Consider the following 17,697-nt stretch of genomic DNA (forward strand, 5'->3'; position numbering starts at 1 on the left):
AACCGTTTTGATTAGATTACTAACCATACTCGTTCTTACATCCCTTTATATGGTATTAAATACTGTATATGCAGCGAGTGATGAACTGAAACAACAAGTAGAAAGAGAGAAGAACCAAGCGCACTGGAGTGGTCTACCGGTTTGGGGTGAGCAGGCTCGTGACCTAGGTTATGAGTTACCGATTCCCGTTGGTTTTGGCATCTATATGAACTCTCAAGATGTTGAGTATGTGGCGACGGATGATTTCAAAATTGACGCAACAGGCGGGCTACTTGGCGGTCGTAACAAGCCTAATCACTATGTCGTACCAGCAGATGATGTATCGATTAAAGGGTCTGATAAGAGTGTTCAGCTTAGACTTGACGCATGGGTATTTCCATTCCTAAATGTTTATGGTTTAGCAGGCTATACCGAAGGAAATAAGGAGATCAGCGCCGATCTTTCCAATGCAACACGTAATGGCAAACCGTTTCCTGTACCAGCGACCATACCAATCAACATCGAATATGAAGCCTACAACTTAGGTATTGGTGCGGTACTTGCGACGCAGTTTGAAGTGATCGATGGATTCAACCCAATTATTGTCACGGCAGCGGGTGCTGTAACCAATGCTTGGACCACCACGACAGACAGTACCATTTTAACCAAAATCGGTGCGGTGCGAGTTGGTCAGCGTTATGACGTACCTTACGGTAAGCTAACGATGTTATTGGGTTATCAGTATCAGAGCATTGAGCAGAACGTGACAGGTAGCTTAACCGACTTGCAAGTTGGTGGTTTGAACCTTGCTGATGAACTGCGCTTTGACGTAAACCTAAAAAGCAAAGAAACATCCAACATGTCACTCGCAGCAGTCTACGACTTTGGCTATGACAAAGAGTGGAACTTGATGGCGGAATACAGCTTCCTGAACTGGAATCAGCTGATTGTGTCGATGGGTTATCGTTTCTAAAAATAATAAAAAGCTCCTCATTATGAGGAGCTTTTTGCATTACTGCTGCTCAGCTAGTACCGCGCCTTTTTGCGTAATGCCACAAAGCATCATTGGCATGGCATTATAGATTTCAGCAAACTGCTCCAAACCTTCAATACTTTGTGCTTGTAGCGTTGCGATAGATGTCTCTGGGTCGTAAAGCATGCTCAATGACAGCAGCACGCCGCCTAACAGAGCGTTGTCTTCACTGTGCTCTGGCATGATGGTTTCCCAGTCATCTCTAGCTAATTGCCAACCTTGAAGGACACCTTCACAGAAGTCTTTGGTTGCCAACGTCACGATCTCTTCTTCATCTAGATCACAACCTTCCGGCCACTGCCATTCGCCGTCTAATAGAGCAGGGCGAAAATCATTCCATAAACCAATAATTGCTTGTGCGTAAGTTTCTAACTGCTCACCGGATGTGAATGGTGCTACTTCCTCACCACCCCACAGAAACGGCAACCACTCTTCAGGTGGTAACGTATGTGGCGCAGCGGCCATCGAGGTGACAAAGCCTTGTGTTTGCGCTTCGTTAAGAAGTTTGCCTTCTAACTCAGGAAGGGAAAGTATGTCTTTTAATGTCAAAATGCTTTACCGTAAAGGCGAAAATGATGCTTAATAGTAACAAGCTACAGACGAATAAAATAGACGAAATTATCTGAGTCGAACAAGAAGAAAAGGATCGCTTCTCTAGTTATGGTTATCAACGAGTCTCTCAAAAAGAAAAGTGTCGTCGCGCTAGCGCTGTACCTAGCTCTGTTTATCGCGGTATTCGGAAGCATCACCTATATGGTGGTGGAGTCTCCAGTTCGTGCCAAGCTAGAAGAAAACCTCGATATCAAAAACGAGTTTCTCGCCGCCGAGATCTCTGCGCCACTTTCCAGCTCTGTGGGTGTATTGAAAAGTATCGTCGCTATGGCGCAGTCCATTGAAAACCGCACCGCACTCGATGAAGCACTCTGTCAGGTATTTAAGCTCAATGATGGCATCGCCGTGAGTGGTGGCATTTGGCCTGAACCGTATTCGGTAGACCCCAACGTTAAACTCACCAGCCTGTTTTATAACCGTACCAGTGACGGAACGGTAGATAAAATTGATCTTTGGAACAACCCCGAAGCCGACGGCTATCACTTAGAGCCGTGGTACACCTCAGTAAAAAATCAGCCTGTGAATACTATTACATGGTCTGAGGTGTACATCGATCCTTATACCCACGTGCAAATGATCACGGCTTCAGCGCCTTATTACTTAAATGGTCAATTTGCCGGAGTTGCTACCGTCGATCTTTCATTGGAAAACCTAGTGAAATTCGTCAAAAGTAAAGCAAGAGAGCACGATCTTGGAGTGATCGTGCGCGACACCAACAATCATGTGATTACCGAGCACAACTTCCGAGTAGGGCGTGATATTTACGTCAGTCAACGTCAATTTGGTGATTTTGATTGGAGTCTAGAAGTCGTCAATGCGAGACGACTGGTATCTGATCAAGTGTCAGACATTGTAATGGCGGTCGAGTTGGGTATCGTGCCGGTCATGCTGCTTTGTTTGATGTTTGGCTATTACCTTATTAGCCAATATCTCATTAAGCCGATTACGGATATTGCTAAGAAAGTCGATGAGTCCAAAGAGGGCGGCAGTATCGATATTAACTATCAAAGCCCGGACGAGATTCGCTACCTAATCGACACCTTCAATGAAAAAACCATTTATTTAGACCAAGAACGCGTCAAAGCGCAGGCTTCCACTAAAGCAAAAACGGCGTTCCTAGCCACGCTCTCCCATGAAATCCGAACGCCGATGAACGGCGTATTGGGCACCGCTCAAATATTGCTTAAAACCGACCTTAATCTAGAGCAGCGTAAACTACTCAAAACCCTTTATGATTCGGGTGATCATATGATGTCTCTGTTGAACGAGATATTGGATTACTCGAAGATTGAGCAAGGTCACCTTGAGCTTGAAAATCGTCCATTCCCGCTGAGCTCCATCATTGGCAGTATGCACAGCGTTTATCACACCTTATGCAATGAGAAAGGGCTACGTTTTAGCGTATTCTCGGAAGTTGATGAAACTCGCTGGTATTCCGGCGATAAAGCGCGCCTTCGTCAAATCCTATTTAACTTGCTCAACAACGCGGTTAAGTTTACCTCGCAAGGAATGGTGGAAGTCTACTTGTCTGAAGAAGTGAATGATGGAGTGACGGCGCTCGTTATCCGAGTTAAAGACACTGGAATAGGAATCTCACCCGACGCGCAAGCGAGAGTGTTTAAGCCATTTGAGCAAGCCGAATCGAGCACCACGCGCCGCTTTGGAGGTACTGGGCTTGGTCTTGCGATAGTGCAAGAGATTACTCACTGTATGGGAGGCAACATAACGCTCACCAGTCAGGAAGGGATGGGATCTGAGTTTACGGTTCGCGTCCAACTTGAACCATGCAAACCAAAAGCGTTAGATGTCCATATTGAACGTCACCTCGACTATCGTGGACTCAAAGCGCTTATCGTCGAGGATAATCGCACCAACACCATCATTATCGAGACCTTTATGAAGCGTAAAGGCTTTATCACTTCTTCGGTAGAAAACGGCGAACTGGCACTAAAAGCCGTCTCAACCCAACAGTTTGATCTTATCTTAATGGATAACCATATGCCGGTTATGGATGGCGTAGAGGCTATCGCGGGTATCCGTAATATGCTCGGCCGTGAAAAAGATACCTTGATCTTTGGTTGTACCGCCGATGTCTTTAAAGAGACTCGAGAGCGCATGTTAGGCGCTGGCGCCGACTTTATTGTTGGTAAGCCCATTGATGAAAGAGTATTAGACGACGCTCTGTATCAATACGCCAACAAGCTATTCCAGTTCTCAAGCAAACGCCGTTCGAACGTAGAGCCTCTGCGTTAAACCTTCGTAGTGACGCTGTTATTGGCGTCACTGCATCGTCCTAGCTTGTTATTCAACTCATTAGATTTCATAAAACACCCATTTCGGCACCATCCACCCCGTAAGCCTGAGTAAACTCTGCTTAGCCAAGAGCATCTAATTGTTTAGAGCTGTAACTATTGTACATAACGTGCCACTAACTCACTGAATATCAGTGGTATAGTCAATAAATGTAATCAAATTACAACAAATAGCGAGTTTATCTAGTTTGAACTTTAAAATTGGTGATTAATTTACCAAGTGACTTTAAATACGGTATGTAAAACTACCAAATTGGTGTTCTAATAGCGACGAAATCTAGATAGTAAAAGATATTTAGTTATATGAATTGCCAAAAGCATTTTTTGATAGTTTATTATTCCGTGAGATTCCTGAATTGAAACCTAAAGCTCCTTTTTGTATTCGTAACGCCGCAGCAGACACTTTTGCTATGGTCGTCTTCTGTTTCGTCTCTGGCATGCTAATCGAAGTATTAGTATCTGGCATGACGTTCGAACAGTCACTGGCATCACGTTTACTGTCGATCCCCGTTAATATTGCAATTGCATGGCCATATGGCGTTTTCCGTGACTGGGCACTAAGACAAGGCGCGAAAGTATCAGGTTCAGGCACCATGAAGGCCATTTCAGACCTGATCGCCTATGTAGCATTTCAGTCGCCAGTATACGCAGCGATTCTATTTACTGTAGGCGCATCGACTGACCAAATCATCACCGCAGTATCGAGTAACGCAGTAGTATCATGCGGAATGGGCGTACTTTACGGCTACTTTCTAGACCTATGTCGCCGCTGGTTCCGAGTACCGGGTTACTACCAAAGCGTCTGATTTGCCGATCATTTGATCGAATTAATCACAAAGTAAGCAAACAATTAAAAAAGAGCGCTTTTTTCCCGATTTGCACTTGACCCCATCAAGGATAATCATTAAATTAGCGCCTCGTTAGCCAACAGCGCTAACATACAATGCGGTGAGTTGTCCGAGTGGCTGAAGGAGCACGCCTGGAAAGTGTGTATACGGCAACGTATCGAGAGTTCGAATCTCTCACTCACCGCCACATTTAAGAAGAAAGACGTCCTTGGACGTCTTTTTTTGTATCTAAATCAGTTGGTTATCATCCAACGATGTCCTGATTCTTCAGTAACATCCACGCATTTGATGTATAGCAAAATGTATAGTTAAATCATTTTGCCGGCACGCCATACAGTTTTGAGACAAGAAACGAATACAAACAGTATACGTTTTGTATCGTCATTGACTATGACTAACTATATGTTTTTATGAAGTTTAATGCTCAAAACTGTATACCCCTTCGAAGGGCTCTAACGGGGCTAAAAAAACTATACATTTTGGATAAAATGGAGGGTGTTATGCGTTCAAAATTGACCGCTAAGCAGGTTGAGCAACTAACAGTAAATAAAGGGCAAAATGTTCGCCGGGTGAGTGATGGAGAAGGGCTGGTTCTCGTCATTCGAAAGTCGGGTGCAAAATCTTGGGAGTTTCGCTTTGTTAAGCCAAATGGACGGCCGTCAAACCTAGGGTTAGGCCGGTATCCTCAAATCACGCTTACTGAGGCGAGAAGACGAGCAGCTGAGTTCCGGCGACTCAGAGCACTAGGTAAAGATCCATCGGTCGAACAACGGAAACGAAAGCTTGATATAAAGCGCGAGGCACACAATACGGTACAGCAAATCGCAGAGTTATGGCTGGAGACGGCATCATCGCGTGTCGCGACCAAAACAGCGACTGGATTTCGTCAAAAACTACGCCTTCACATCTATCCAAAATTGGGGCGTCTACCAATTCAAGAGGTCAAAGCCTCCATGCTTATTGAAGCGATGAAGCCTTTAGAGCGTGATGGAAAGTTAGAGACGATTGGACGAACAATTGCTCTATTTCGTCGGGTTATGCAGTACGCGGTTAATCACGAGTACATAGACCATAATCCAATTGGGAGTATGCGTGACGTTTTCCCCAAACCTCAGCGCCGAAATTTCGCTTGTGTTGATATAAATGAATTACCGGATCTTCTAATGATGGTAGTGCAATCTACAATGCGCCCAGCCAATAAGCTTTTGTTTGAGTTCCAGTTGCACACTCTCACACGTTCAAAGGAGTCTACTGGGGCTCGCTGGGAAGAGATCTCGTTTGAAGAAAAAGTTTGGTACTTACCGGCAGAGAGAGCTAAAAATCGATTGATGCATAAAATTCCGCTGACGCCCGAAGTCATGTCGATTTTAACGGCAGCAAAACACTTAGGCAGAGGGAGTGAGTTTGTATTTCCGGCTAGAAATAGCCTGAGACGACAAGTGCATCCAGAAACGCTCAATGCGGCTTTTAAACGAATGGGATTGGGCGGCAAAATGACGTCACACGGGACCCGCTCTTTGGGCAGTACGACGCTCTATGAGCGTACTGATTTTGATTCCATTGTGATTGAAGCACTACTATCACATACTGATCGAGATGGTATTCGGGATGCGTACAACCGGAACAAATTTTTTCAAAAGCGAAAGGTGGCGTTGGAGTGGTGGAGTAAACACATCGTTTCGTTGACGAAAGGCCTAACGAGCTATTCTCTGATAGAAATATAGGCAGTGTAGGTTGGTCGGAGTATGTTGTTTCTCAGACCAACCTAACAGGTCTACGTCTAATACTTGTTAGTTACTAAACACTCATGGCTTAAGAGCCAGTAATCGATTTCACTTTTTAGCCAAACGGATACTCGCCGCCCTATAACGACTTGACGAGGGAAGTTCTTGTCAGCTATCAGCGCATAGATTTTAGAGCGTGACAATCCCGTCATTACAAGAAGTTCGCTCATTCGTATGCACTGGTCTTTTTTTATGTCGCCGCAGTAACCTTGAGTGGTTTGGCGCTGATTAATTTTCGCTAAGAGCCAGTCATTTATATCCTCCTCCAAATAGTAGCGGCACTTGCCTAATACTGCGGACGAAACTGGTTCAGGAAGGTCATCCCAATTGTCTAGTGAATGGGCGCTGACAGAAAGTTTTCTCGCGACGTTTGCTTTTTTGATGAGCATCTTACCTCTTTCATCAATGTAGTTTTGTTGATTAATGTCCTTGTTTCCTGGTGCTTCTAAGCGTTCAGTATCTACAAGGCTTTGATGGGAGAGTAAGTGCCTTAGAGCTGCATGCCAATTAAAGAATGATGTTTTTTTTAGGATTGTGGAAACATTTCCCACAAGCGAAATACTTACATTTTCCCCTAGTGACTTTTGCATCAATAACTGCTTAGTGGTGTTGTATAAGGTGTACAATATGGAATTTCGTGAGGTATTGGTGGGGTGTTTGGCTGTGTATAGTTGATTTGCTTGTGAAGTAGAAGGAAGCAGACAACAAGGCGTTTGGCTAATTTGGTGCTAAAAATGGTGATAACTCGCCATTTTTTATAGTTACTTGTTACTAGCCAGTAGAGATCTTTGACGCTTAGCTGCTTGGCTTCAATGCATCATCTAACTCCTCTCTGTAAACTCCGATGTCAAAATCGCCTTCAACAACGAATCGGTTTAGTTCTTTTGCCTCGATCACAGGTAGTGTGTGGTTGCTATAAAGCTCTTGAGCTAGATACTCAATTGCAGCGTGCATGACATCATCCACGCTAACGCCAGCTAAATTGAACTCCTCGCAATATTCCTGAACACGATCTTCCAGTTCACCAACTCTTGATAATGGCTCGTTCAATATTTCATAGTCAAATTCTATATGACCGACACTCGTAAGCTTTGGTTCATCATCTTCATGTAACTCAGAATCAATGTAATGCCCTAGATCCTGAATAATGTCAGAATCCTGAAAACCACTTACATAACGTCCAACTAAATTTGAATCACCCCACTGAGCTTTGAATACACTCAAAACCTGCTGAAACTTCGATAGATTCTGATCGATGAAGTCGTTAACGTCATTTTTGTGTACCAAGGCAGAGTTGAGATAAAAACGCAATACCAGATTATAAAAAACTTCAGCTGGGCCGCCGGGGCCAACTTCACTAGAGTAACCTGCATTTACTGCTCCCGATTCTATGTCTAGTGTGATAAATGCAGGTTGCGGTTCGTGCTGCGAATCAAAGTGATGAAAGAAGGGATAATCGTCTAATGCATCGAGTGACTTTGTAAAAGCGTTGTATGCCTTCAACACTTTTGGCAATTCTTTTTGTGGCGATTGCAGTTGATGGTCGCGGTCTGAGACTGACACGGTAAAATCAGCATTGATCCATTTCGTAACTTGTTGCTCTGTCACACCTGCGGCTTTTGCGAATGCTGCCGGAGCGCCTTTGTGTTCCCCATAGAAATATGAGATATATTGCTCAAGAGTTAGTAGTTTAACTTCCATTGTTTTTCTCCATATTTATTTCACCGATGAAAACATTCTCGCAACTAAATACAGCTATCTGTTTACTCAGAGCTATAAAAGTTGTTTCAGCATAGTTAGTACCATATTGGCCAAATGCCTTGCCTAGAGATGCTTACCTTATTTTTCAGAATTGAGGTTGCTGTAATTTGTCAAGCTCTTGTTTAACGTAATAACTACAGGTTTTATCGTGAACTAATTTCGAGTATTGATTACCCCACCAGTTAAGAATTCGTTGACGATCATTAAAAAAAGTCGATCGGTTATATACTTTGCGAATCGTGTTATTGTCAGTGTGAGAATGGATGGCTTCAATGATCAAAGTTTCTGCTGCTCCCAGTTGCTCATGCATTGCTGTTTCAGACACAGCTCGGGTTCCATGACCACTCATTTGGCTCTTTAGACCGAGCTTGGCAAACGCTGTGTTAAGAGTCGAAGTCGTTCTTGGTTTATCCCCAGCCTTTTTGTGAGGCGATGGAAAAACGTATTGACTGTCCCCCGAAAGTTGCTTCGCTAGTTTTAATGCGCAGATCGCTTGGGGTGAAAGTGGGATTTTGTGTTCTAAACCGTTTTTGCATATTTGCGATGGAAGCGTCCATATCCAATCTGTTTGACAAATGTCAGACCATTTCATCTTCAGGGTTTCACAACAACGTGTGCCCAATAAAACTTGTAACTCAAACATCAGCTTAACGATTAGAGATAAGTTTGAAGAGGCAACTAAACTGATTAGGTTGTCGAGCTGATTAACCTTTATGCTTGCATGAGGTTTAGAACGGTGCCGACTAAACAACTGTTTCATATTACTAATATCTATTGCTTTACTATATTCAAACGTTACGGAGTAACCCAAAATGCCTGTGATCATTGAGTGGAATTTATTTAATGTGGGTATTTGTCCTTTTTGATTGAAAGTATCTAAAAATTCGTAAATATGTTCGCTCGTTATTAAGGTAATTGGAGTACAGCCTAATGATGAACCGACAATATGACATCTGTAGCGCTTCATCATGTCTAAGTAAGTAGACGCCTTTAATCGTTTCTCTTGAACTTCAAGCCATTTTTCTGCGATATCTTGAAATTTAGGTGTATCTTTCCCTCTAAGGCGCCTCAAATAAAACTTAGGTTCAATTCCTCGCTCTCTTGCTGTTTTTACTTCTAAATTTATTTGTCGAGCATCCTTGAGAGATAAGAACTTGGTCGAGCCCAACCCTAAGTATGTATCTTTTCCCGCAAGCGTCTTGATACGTGACTCCCACCGCTTAGAGTGTCCTTCTATGACAAGATACAACCCATCACCATCGCATATTCGAATCATTTTCACGCCGTCTGGACACTTTAAATTGTTTACTTTTGTGACAGTTAGCCTTTGCTTCATTTAGCCTCCTATGTACTGCATTGGTAAGAGAGGCTAAATGTTTGTTTATTTGAGATAAAGCTACCAATGACGTCTATGTAGAAGGTAGATTGAAATCTGAGTGTGAAATGCTATTTAGGTTCCAAGTTTGTAGGGGTTAGTGCACTTCTATAAATGGAGAGGTTGAGTTGCTTATTTCCCGTTGGAGGAGAAATGTACCTCTATTCTAGCCGTGTTACTTTTCCCAGATCATAAGGAGTTCGATACATAAGCGACTTTTCAAACTCGCATGGTCATTTTGTTGAGCACTTAGTACATTAACGAATACAACCTGCCATAAACCAAAGCCTATGCTCTTGCAGGTCTATCGATTTTAACCTGGAGACGATCTCAAAATTGTTCTTCATCCTCGTCATAAACCACACTTAATAAACAAGCATGCTGACCACCTATAACATAGTGTGAGTGATGCTCGTGGCGTGCCAGCATGCTTGACCTATCGTAAGCAAAGCAAAATGAATCCAGACAGTCTCTGGATATTAATTTGTATAAAGATGGAGTTGAGCAGCAAGCTGTTTCGCATTCTAGTTCATTGGTAGATATTGCATTGGTGCTGCTGTTAGTAAGATCACTACCGCATTGAAACGTAGCAACCGCAAGCCATTACCAGAAATGCTGACGAGAAACCTTGGAAGTCGACGCTTCGTAACTCAAAATTGCCCTATCCCGAGTTAGCGTAACAAAACCGAGAATAATATAGCCAGATAATTGCACAACTTTCCCTTATGGTTGCAGTATATATTGATGTATGCCAATAGCGGCACAAACTCAATGAGAGCACTATTTCAGGTACTGATTGAATAAACGGAACCTACCTTCCGAGGGCGTGTCGAACGGACAACGTTGAATGGAAGGCATCTTCTGGCGGTGGCAAAGGTAAAGAGTCTTTGTTCGTTTCTCTAATGAAGATGCGTCGTTAACAGATATTGAATAGGTTCAACTAGACTTTATGTCTATGAGGTATCTGACGCGAGTAAACATCTCTAGTATCATGCAAGTCTAATATAATTATGTGGTGTGAAAATCAGACACTGTTGAATTTTACTATGTTGTACTCAACTAAGGGGGTATTTACTTTACACACAAAGGTCTACAACTGTTTTAATATAACTGCGGCTATCTTTTAAAAACTACAACTCTTTATCCAACTGATTTATTTTGATCTCACGCTTTTATAAATCTTTCAGCCACTGCTCTACGATAAGTGTTGATGTATGAGTTCTCTCATAATTAATACGAGAACTCCACTTGCTCATAAGGGGGATTTCTAGCTCTATCAATTCATATATCTGTAGCGGATATCTACTGCTAGTAAGACACCAAACTAAAAATCGATGTCGATACTTCTAGGGTAATTCAAGTTTTATAAAATAAGTTTTGTCTATTAAGACAAAGTTCATGTCCCTCACGCGAAAGCAAATTCAGTTCTTAACTTTAAAATGAAATGAACTAAGCGAGGTAGCAAACATGATTTCTGAACCATCTCAAAAATATACGCCAGCATCTATTGTATCTAATCCGCAACGAGTATGGCCTAGCAAGCGACTTGAATCAGCACCTCGTTGGTGCTCAACCGACCTACGGGATGGAAATCAGGCCCTAGCTAACCCTATGGATCACGATAGAAAACTCATGTATTTCGACCATCTTGTGCAATGTGGTTTCAAAGAAATCGAGGTCGCGTTTCCTTCTGCGTCAGATGCTGAGTTTCAATTCGTCCGTAAGCTAATAGAAAAGGACCACATACCTGATGATGTTTGGGTTCAAGTCATTACTCAGGCACGTCCGGATCTGATTCGAATGACGATGGATTCTTTGAGGGGAGTAAAACAGGCAATTGTTCATGTCTACAATGCCACCGCTCCCGTATTTAGGGATGTGGTTTTTCAAAATTCAAAAGAAAAAACCATTCAGCTTGCTTTAGACGCTGTTGAATTGATTAAGCAGCTATGTGAGGAACAACCGGAAACTACATGGTGTTTGGAATACTCTCCGGAAACCTTTTGCTTTACAGAGCTTGAATTTGCCTTAGAGATCTGTGAAGCAGTAAAAGACTTATGGTGCCCTAATGAATCCAGACAATTAATACTAAACCTGCCGACTACGGTTGAAGTCAACACTCCGAACGTGTTTGCTGACCAGATCGAACTATTCATTAGAAACTTTAGCGATCTCAATAATGTAACTATCAGTATCCACCCACACAACGACCGCGGTACTGGTGTTGCTACAGCTGAACTTGGTGTTCTTGGTGGCGCTCAGAGAATTGAAGGCTGTTTGTTCGGCAATGGTGAAAGAACAGGGAATGTTGATTTAGTAACACTGGCCATGAACCTATATAGCCAAGGTGTTAACCCAAACATTAAGTTTGAAAATATCAAGAAAACCGTAGAAGTAGCTGAATACTGTAATCGAATTCCGGTACATCCTAGGCACCCATATGCGGGTGAGTTGGTCTTTACGGCATTTTCAGGTTCACATCAGGATGCCATTAAAAAAGGGTTTGCAAAGCGGTTTGAAACGGGGCAAGTCATTTGGGAAGTCCCATATCTACCAATTGATCCCATTGATATTGGTTGTGCTTATGAAGAGGTAATTCGGGTAAATAACCAATCAGGAAAAAGTGGTGCAGCTTGGCTCATAGAGCAGAACCATGGATTGAAGCTTCCTAGGCCACTACAAATCGACTTCAGCGAAAAGGTTAAATCATTTACTAACCACTCGGGTTGCGAAATGAACCTGAATGAAATTTGGCAGCTATTCCGAGAGTCATATGGCGTTTTAGATAAACCAGATATTCAACTGATAGATTATAAAAGCAAGTCTGAATCGGGTGAGCTATGCATCAGTTCAACTTTAAATCACAAGGGGCGCAGAATTGATGTTGAAGGGCTTGGTTCTGGAATCATGAGTGCTTTGGTCAATGGCATAAAACAAGCCTTCGATATCGATATAAATATCAAAGATTATTCTGAGCATACATTGGGGCTTAGTACTGAAAGTAGAGCTGTCACTTACGTTGAGATCCAATCCAATTTACAGCTGAGTTACTTTGGCGTCTCAATTAATAGTGATTCATTAAAAGCTCTTCTGCAGGCGACTCTAAATGCGGTTTCTTCATTTTTGGATCAGTATGAATCCTTTAATCGGCTGGACTAAGTAAAGCCTTCCTTTTTATACACACTGAGTTTGGGAATTATGGAAAAAATCTTAAATATACCTTCAGAGAATTGGACTAGCCCTACTGGTTTTGACCCTGGCATCGAACAGATCATTATCGAAGACACCCTAGATACTGAAAAGAAAACTGGGATAAGAACTCGCTTTGTTCGCTTTAACCCTGGTGCTGGGACCAAGGAAGTATTTCTTCATGATTACCATGAAGAGGTATATCTGGTTTCGGGTGACCAAATTCTTCTGGATAAAGACACCTTAGAACTAAAGCATAAATACACAGCAGGTGAATACTTTATAAGATCAGCAGGTACTCATCATGGACCGTTTACAAGTTACGATGGGTGTGTCCTTTTAGAAATTCATTATTACTAAACAAATAAACTAACAAGGCAGTTGAAAGGGAACATAAAATGGCTTATCAATCACACGCAAATTCATGGGAACAACGAGCGACAATCCGGACAAGACCAAGACGTATTATTGAGGATGATGAACTTTCATTCTACCCAAAGGAAAGACAGCCATTGTGCTTTGATCCGGTAATTGAGAAGTTGGGTTTAGAGGTAAAAAACACGATTTTGCTTCAAAGCCTATACAAATATATCAATGATATTGTGATTTTTGAGACTGAAATCGTTAACAAAACGGCACTAGATATTGCTAAAGGTCGTTTTCCTTTTGAGTTTTCATTCGAGGCTAGATATGACGCAATGTCAGTTGTTATTGATGAAGACTACCACGCATTTGTTGCAATGGATTTCCAGAATCAGATGGAACAACAAACTGGTTCAAAGCCCTTTCAGGTATTTAATGAAATTGAGCTTAGTCGAGCAATCCCGAAAGCAATCGCCTCATTAGATGACGCTAACCATAAAGCCGGCGTTGAACTGATTGCTGTGGCCATCTCTGAGAACACTGTCACTTCTGACGTTGCTGCTTTTGCTAGTGACGACAGTGTTAAGCGTTCAATTAAAGGTATTATGGCAGATCATCTTGCAGACGAAGGTCGCCACTCAAAGTTTTGGACAGAGCTAGTCAAGATTTACTGGGCCGAGATTGATGAATCATCTCGATTGGCTATTGGGTCTGCATTGCCAAAATTTCTTGAAGAATATCTTACAAATGATATCCAGAAAGAGTTTGATACAGCGTTGATCAACCAACTATCCCTTCCAGATGTAGTTAAAGCTAAAGTACTTGAAAACCTTGTTGGTGGGTACCCTATTACTGGACAGCACCCTATGGTTACAAATATCCGGCGATTCCTAATCGCGTCAGGCATTTTTGACCACGCTCCGACCCGAAATCTTCTTGCCCAATATTCATAGATCATGGAAAGACAATGAAACTTTATTCTATTGCACTTGATAGCAAGTGTCCTTACTCGCATGAACTAGCCAATCTTATTTACGAGCTTGGTCATAACATTATTTCATCAGAACCCGGCGAAACTGTTTCTGAAACTAAAGACTCTATGAAGGTCGATTTCACTCTTAAGCGTTATCATCCTGATGACATCGATTTAGGCTCAAGGTCGTCAGTGTATATTAGCGTGGCTCATGGGAGTGATAATGAACAATACATTGTTTCTACATTAGCACCATTTGACGGGCAGTTGGTGCTAATTACTAAGTTAGTCATAAAGAACGGATTCACACATAATGGAGCAGATATTCACAAAGAAATTTGTACAGTGGTAGAACAGTGTGTTTCTTTGACGCTAACACGCTTATCACAAGGTTTAACCAAAGATAACACAACTCCTAGTGATGAATTAGTGCACTATTCAGAGGTTGACCTTCATGAATTAAAATTCTGGCACAAGTCTAATGAGACGATAGAGAACGGAAAGTATTATCAAGATTTATACGAAGCTTTTGAAAATACGGTTAGGTTTTTCCCAAAAAAGGCTGCGGTCAAATTTGGTGATACCTCGATCTCTTACAAAGAGCTGGAAGGTAAGATTGAAAGATATGCGTCAAATATTCAAAATCTACTGTGTTCTGGTAGTAGTGCAGAACAGCGAGTCGTAGCAATCGCATTACCAAAGTCAATCGAATTATATGCAACGATTCTGGCAGTGTTAAAACTAAATGCTTGTTATGTGCCCATCGACCCCGAGTACCCAGAAGACCGAATTAAGAACATATTGAAAGGCTCTAAACCTCAATTATTAATTGGGGCGTTAAATTTTGAGACAGAAACGCCAGCTACTTCAATAGATGCCCTAGAGCAAAATATCGATATCGGAACAACAGCAACGTCGCTTAAATACGAAGAAAACACAAATCAAAATGCTGTGATGATCTATACGTCAGGTTCAACGGGCGTTCCAAAAGGCGTGCAACTCACTCATCAAAATGTGGCTCATTTCTGTCACTGGTATATCACAGAAACGAATCTATCATATGATTCTCGTTGTCTTCAGTTCACAACAGTTTCATTCGACGCATCTCTATTAGATATCTTCCCTACGTTTACCACTGGGGGGACACTTATTGTCCCTTCATCTGAGCAGCGACATGACTTCGAACAACTAAACAATTTAATCTTAGAAGAGTCAGTCACACACTGTTTCATACCACCAGCAATGTTATCGGCAATGCCGCAGTATTCATGGCCATCTATGGAATACATCATCACCGGTGGCGATGTCTGCGACAGTGCAGCGATCGATCATTGGTCCGGAGAGTCAAATTTGGTCAATATATATGGGCCTACTGAATGTACTGTGCTGGCTACCTTTAAACGACTAGATCAAGGCTGCAATAACAAAGTCATTGGACAGCCAATCAATAATACTCAGGTTTACCTGATTAATGAAAAAGGCGATCCTTGCCAGACTCTGGAGCAAGGTGAGCTGTATATAGCAGGGAAAGGAGTTGGACCTGGGTATGTACGAGATATTATAGAAACTAATGAACGATTTGCCCCGATTGAATCGAATTCAAAAGCAGGCAAAACGTATCGTACAGGTGATATTTGCTTTTGGGACAAAAATGGTGAAATTAACTTTATTGGTCGTCGGGACAACCAGCTTAAAATTCGAGGATTTCGAGTTGAGCTTGGTGAGATAGAAAACACGATTCTTCAATTAGACCTTTACACAGGGTGTGTAGTTATAGCCGACGATAAAAAACAGATCAGAGCTTTTGTTAAAGGTCCGAAATCTAATGTTTCTACCGACCAATTACGTGTTAAGTTGGGCGAATGCTTACCAGATTATATGATGCCAGTATTATTCAAAGAGCTCCCAGAATTTCCTTACACGGTCAACGGTAAAGTGGACCGTAAAAAACTTGCAGAATTCAAAGTGCGTTCGGTTGGTACCACCAAAGATGAAGTTTGGACTAAATTACAAACGGAATTGAGAGAAATATGGGCTGAATCACTCGAAGTTGACCCTGAGGACCTAGCTCTGAATTCATCGTTTTTTGAAATGGGAGGTCATTCATTACTTGTATCAAAAATGCTCCTCACGGTAAGGAATACCTACGAAGGAAGCTTTACATTAGCTCGCTTCATGGAAAACCCAACGATCGAAGCACTAAGCAAACTTTTAACATCGGACCACCTAACGAAAGGGGCGCAGATTTCAGACCGAATATATGCAGATTTGGTACTGGATCAAAAAATCGCCCCCTGTACTGGAGAGAATCTTAACGCATTTAATCCCCGTGCAGTTTTATTAACAGGGGCGACAGGATTTTTAGGCGTTCATATTTTGGTGCAATTGGTTCAAAAGACTGATGCGATTATCTATTGCCATATCCGAGCAAGCTCTCAAGAATATGCACTCAAGAAACTGGCTGAAAATTATAGAAAATTCGGGGTCAATGATCTTAATAAGAACCCTCGAATCAAAGTGGTATGTGGTGATCTAGCTGCCCCGAAGCTAGGTCTATCTGACAGCGACTACCAAATGCTATGCGGAAAGGTTGATGTCATTTATCACAACGGTGCGCAAGTGAATCATATCTATGATTACACCTATCTTTACAATGCTAACGTTCGCTCGACCATCGAGCTATTGAATATGGCTTGTACTGGTCAGCAGAAGCAAATGGTCTATGTCTCAACATTGAGTGCTGCAAGTAATCTAAATGAACAAGGACACATTGTCGAAGAGGGGCCTTCAGGGCAACTACCGGCTTTCGTAAACAATGGATATAACCTTACCAAATGGGTTTCTGAACAATTGGTTTGGCAAGCTTATGAACGAGGTGTTCCAATAACACTTGTTCGACCAGGGAACATTACTGGGCATTCTCAAACTGGCCATTGTTTCCCTGACCAGAATCGAATTTTGTTGCTATTAAAGGGGGCAGCACAAATGGGGGTCGCCCCAAATTGGGATTTACAGTTCGATCTGTGCCCCGTTGACTTTATCGCCCAAGGTCTTGTGGAAGGTTCATTAGATAAAGCTAAACATACACCTGTTCTTCACTTTCATAACCCGAAACCACTAACTTGGAAACAATATGTGGGTCGGTTAAATCATCATGGGATAGCAATTAAATTTATATCGGATGATAAGTGGAGAAGCATGCTGCTAACACTAGATGAGTCAAATGCTTTATATCAAGTAGTGTCATTTTATCTCGATGAAAATTCAGAGGATATTGGTGACATCTCAAATATAGATTACACAAAAACCTTAAACCGTTTAAATCAATCTGGATTGGATTATCCAGAAAAAGACAACAAGTTGATTGATGCCAATTTAGGGTATCTCATTTCAAGCGGATTTATTGGAAAAACAGTAAACACCAAATTAGTAACTTCATAAACCCAAATAACCTGTAATTTTCAGATA

Annotated in this window: 12 protein-coding genes and 1 tRNA gene; 9 read left to right on the forward strand and 4 right to left on the reverse strand. The window is 42.0% G+C overall.

Translation table 11 applies throughout. The features are described 5' to 3' along the window. Positions 1–7: 7 nt before the first annotated feature. A complete protein-coding gene (locus HOP38_RS05300) occupies positions 8–952 on the forward strand; it encodes a hypothetical protein (protein ID WP_242456505.1) in 945 nt (314 codons plus the stop codon). A gap of 39 nt (positions 953–991) precedes the next feature. On the opposite strand, the gene HOP38_RS05305 is transcribed toward HOP38_RS05300, so the two are convergent. After that, positions 992–1,561, reverse strand: coding sequence for a UPF0149 family protein (locus HOP38_RS05305; protein ID WP_198557586.1), 570 nt, complete (start codon positions 1,559–1,561; stop codon positions 992–994). Positions 1,562–1,672: 111 nt separating this feature from the next. Here HOP38_RS05305 and HOP38_RS05310 point away from each other — a divergent pair, with 111 nt between their 5' ends. The 4 genes from HOP38_RS05310 to HOP38_RS05325 all read left to right on the forward strand — a co-directional run bounded on the left by HOP38_RS05310 (position 1,673) and on the right by HOP38_RS05325 (position 6,508). After that, a complete protein-coding gene (locus HOP38_RS05310) occupies positions 1,673–3,877 on the forward strand; it encodes a hybrid sensor histidine kinase/response regulator (protein WP_062463640.1) in 2,205 nt (734 codons plus the stop codon). 415 nt (positions 3,878–4,292) lie between these two features. Next, positions 4,293–4,742: an L-alanine exporter AlaE gene (locus tag HOP38_RS05315; protein WP_038223284.1), complete on the forward strand. Its 450-nt coding sequence runs from the start codon at positions 4,293–4,295 to the stop codon at positions 4,740–4,742. A gap of 141 nt (positions 4,743–4,883) precedes the next feature. After that, positions 4,884–4,971, forward strand: a tRNA-Ser gene (locus tag HOP38_RS05320). Positions 4,972–5,284: 313 nt separating this feature from the next. Continuing rightward, positions 5,285–6,508: a tyrosine-type recombinase/integrase gene (locus HOP38_RS05325; protein ID WP_198557587.1), complete on the forward strand. Its 1,224-nt coding sequence runs from the start codon at positions 5,285–5,287 to the stop codon at positions 6,506–6,508. 56 nt (positions 6,509–6,564) lie between these two features. Here HOP38_RS05325 and HOP38_RS26175 read toward each other — a convergent pair whose 3' ends face one another. The 3 genes from HOP38_RS26175 to HOP38_RS05340 form a co-directional block, all read right to left on the reverse strand. Continuing rightward, a complete protein-coding gene (locus HOP38_RS26175) occupies positions 6,565–7,158 on the reverse strand; it encodes a helix-turn-helix transcriptional regulator (RefSeq protein ID WP_340138496.1) in 594 nt (197 codons plus the stop codon). A gap of 205 nt (positions 7,159–7,363) precedes the next feature. After that, on the reverse strand, positions 7,364–8,269 hold the full coding sequence (locus tag HOP38_RS05335) for a hypothetical protein (RefSeq protein WP_198557588.1): 906 nt from the start codon (positions 8,267–8,269) through the stop codon (positions 7,364–7,366). A 145-nt stretch (positions 8,270–8,414) separates the two neighbouring features. Then, entirely contained in the window at positions 8,415–9,665 is a 1,251-nt protein-coding gene (locus HOP38_RS05340; RefSeq protein ID WP_198557589.1) for a tyrosine-type recombinase/integrase, read from the reverse strand. Between the two features lie 1,506 nt (positions 9,666–11,171). Here HOP38_RS05340 and leuA point away from each other — a divergent pair. The 4 genes from leuA to HOP38_RS05360 are packed head-to-tail and all read left to right on the forward strand — an operon-like array spanning position 11,172 to position 17,670. Then, complete coding sequence (gene leuA / locus HOP38_RS05345) at positions 11,172–12,863, forward strand: 2-isopropylmalate synthase (RefSeq protein ID WP_198557590.1); 1,692 nt, start codon at positions 11,172–11,174, stop codon at positions 12,861–12,863. A 39-nt stretch (positions 12,864–12,902) separates the two neighbouring features. Then, positions 12,903–13,253 carry a cupin domain-containing protein gene (locus tag HOP38_RS05350; RefSeq protein ID WP_198557591.1) on the forward strand — a complete coding sequence of 117 codons (351 nt, stop codon included), beginning with the start codon at positions 12,903–12,905 and terminating at the stop codon, positions 13,251–13,253. A 38-nt stretch (positions 13,254–13,291) separates the two neighbouring features. Beyond that, positions 13,292–14,209 carry a diiron oxygenase gene (locus HOP38_RS05355; protein WP_198557592.1) on the forward strand — a complete coding sequence of 306 codons (918 nt, stop codon included), beginning with the start codon at positions 13,292–13,294 and terminating at the stop codon, positions 14,207–14,209. A 14-nt stretch (positions 14,210–14,223) separates the two neighbouring features. Further along, complete coding sequence (locus HOP38_RS05360) at positions 14,224–17,670, forward strand: amino acid adenylation domain-containing protein (RefSeq protein ID WP_198557593.1); 3,447 nt, start codon at positions 14,224–14,226, stop codon at positions 17,668–17,670. The last annotated feature ends 27 nt before the right edge of the window (positions 17,671–17,697 follow it).

It is taken from the genome of Vibrio mediterranei (assembly GCF_013364395.1).
GTDB lineage: Bacteria > Pseudomonadota > Gammaproteobacteria > Enterobacterales > Vibrionaceae > Vibrio > Vibrio mediterranei.